This is a genomic window from Pseudoduganella buxea, assembly GCF_009720835.1.
Taxonomy (GTDB): domain Bacteria; phylum Pseudomonadota; class Gammaproteobacteria; order Burkholderiales; family Burkholderiaceae_D; genus Rugamonas; species Rugamonas buxea.
Genome location: NZ_WNKZ01000258.1, coordinates 1 through 445, shown reverse-complemented (window position 1 = coordinate 445; position 445 = coordinate 1). Strand labels below are relative to the sequence as shown.

Below are 445 nucleotides of genomic sequence, written 5' to 3'. Positions count from 1 at the left end.
GTTTTTGAAAGCTCGTCTTCGGAAATCCGGCCTAACAGGCCAGTCAAGGAAGTGAACATTTATTCTTTTAGAGTTCTCGAGGAAAAATCTTCATTATTGTTGCGGTATGAGGCGCGACCAGATGTGTCGTCTATCGAAGAACGATTCCCTAGAGCATTCCATGAATTGGTGATCGAACGACAAAGCGACTGATTGTCGCTGCCCAGTCATCCAACCAATGGAACATGATGGCAGGCGTCATGGGAGCGCAATGCCGCTCGTCGGAAATGCGAAGCTTAGAACGCTTCGCCGGCCGTGTAGGCGTCAACGAATTGTACGACGTCGACGTACAGGCACTGAGCACATCAACCGGCCTCGATCTGGACCAGTTCATCGGTGAGGAAATGACGGTCACCCTGCTGCAGCCGGACGGCAGCCGACGCGCATGGCACGGCCTGTGCACCGA

Annotated in this window: 2 protein-coding genes; both read left to right on the top strand. The window is 53.5% G+C overall.

Annotated features, from left to right (window positions below):
• A partial coding sequence (locus tag GM672_RS29050) for a hypothetical protein (protein ID WP_211517464.1) occupies positions 1 to 192 on the top strand: 192 nt, incomplete at its 5' end.
• A gap of 32 nt (positions 193 to 224) precedes the next feature.
• On the top strand, positions 225 to 445 hold a 221-nt coding region (locus tag GM672_RS27880), incomplete at its 3' end, for a contractile injection system protein, VgrG/Pvc8 family (RefSeq protein WP_155473707.1).